The 1,345-nt window shown below is 64.0% G+C and carries 2 protein-coding genes; both read left to right on the top strand.

Annotated features, from left to right (window positions below; genetic code table 11):
* Nucleotides 1–769, top strand: a 769-nt coding sequence (locus Q8K99_14625; GenBank protein ID MDP2183783.1) for an aminotransferase class I/II-fold pyridoxal phosphate-dependent enzyme, incomplete at its 5' end; no start/stop codon positions are given.
* Nucleotides 770–842: 73 nt separating this feature from the next.
* On the top strand, nucleotides 843–1,345 hold a 503-nt coding region (locus Q8K99_14620; protein ID MDP2183782.1), incomplete at its 3' end, for a 3-deoxy-7-phosphoheptulonate synthase.

The raw sequence follows: 1,345 nt of genomic DNA, 5'->3' as shown, positions 1-1,345 counted from the left end.
CGTCTTCGCCTGGCCGAGTTTCGTCGTGTATCCGATGGTCGCGCAGCTATTCGGCGCCACTGGCGTGCGCGTACCGCTCGCCGAGGGAGAGGTCCACGACCTCGATGCGATGCTCGCGGCGATCACGGACAAGACGCGCCTGCTGTTCCTGTGCAATCCGAACAATCCGACGGGCACCATCTACCATCGGGACGCGTTCGAGCGCTTCCTCGCTCGCGTACCGGAACACGTTCTTGTCGTGCTCGATGAGGCGTACTTCGAGTTCGTATGTGACGAACGCTACCCGGACGGACGCGCGTACTTCGATGGGATGCGCCCTCTCGTGGTTCTGCGCACGTTCTCGAAGATCTACTCGCTCGCCGGCCTTCGCGTCGGGTACGGGTTCCTTCCGGCACCGCTCGCCGCGGCGGCTCAGAAGGTGCGCGAGCCCTTCAACGTGAATACCGTGGCCCAGGTCGCCGCGTTCTATTCTCTCGCCGACGACGATGAGGTCACCCGCCGCCGTCTGGAGAACCAGGAACAGAAGACCTACCTCTACTCGGCGTTCGACCGGCTCGGGGTAACGTACATCCCGTCGGAGGCGAACTTCGTCTACCTCACGACGGACAGGCCGGTCGAAGTGTTCGAGGCGCTGCTCGCCGAAGGCGTGATCGCACGTGACTTCGGGACGGCGCCGGCCCTGCGTCTCGGGGTAGGCACCCATGAGGATACGCAAGCCACGATCGCGGCCTTCGAGGCCGTTGTCGACCGCCTCGGCTCCATCTCTTAGGAACCTCCGCTCGCAGCGCGGGGGGTAGGGGCGCAGCGGGGTCGAGAGACGTGTGAAGAAGGAGTGAGGAACGATGCTAGTCGTCATGCGGGACCATGCGTCCCAAAGTGAAGTGGATCACGTCGTCGAACTGCTCGAAGAAGCAGGTGCGCAGGCGCATCTGTCCGGCGGCGAGGTCAAGACAGTCATCGGTGTCATCGGCGATCGCGAGACCGTCTATGCTCTGGACCTCGAGGGGCTTCCGGGTGTCGAAGAAGTCATCCGCGTTCTCAAGCCCTACAAGCTCGTAAGCAGGGATTTCCAGGCCGAGGACACGGTCGTGAGGGCAGGGAATGCTGTCATCGGCGGAGGGGCATTCGCGGTGATGGCGGGTCCGTGTTCGGTGGAGTCTGAGGAGCAGATGCTGACAACCGCCGCAGCGGTGAAGAAGGCGGGGGCGACCATGCTGCGTGGCGGAGCGTACAAGCCGCGCACGAGCCCGTACGCGTTCCAAGGGATGGGACTCGAGGGCCTGAAGCTGCTGCGCTCAGCAGGTGATTCCGTCGGACTGCCGGTGGTGACCGAGGTACTGGATGT

This window comes from Actinomycetota bacterium (assembly GCA_030682655.1).
Lineage (GTDB): Bacteria > Actinomycetota > Coriobacteriia > Anaerosomatales > JAUXNU01 > JAUXNU01.
Note: the sequence above shows the minus strand (reverse complement) of the source record. Positions and strands in the feature narration are given on the sequence as shown.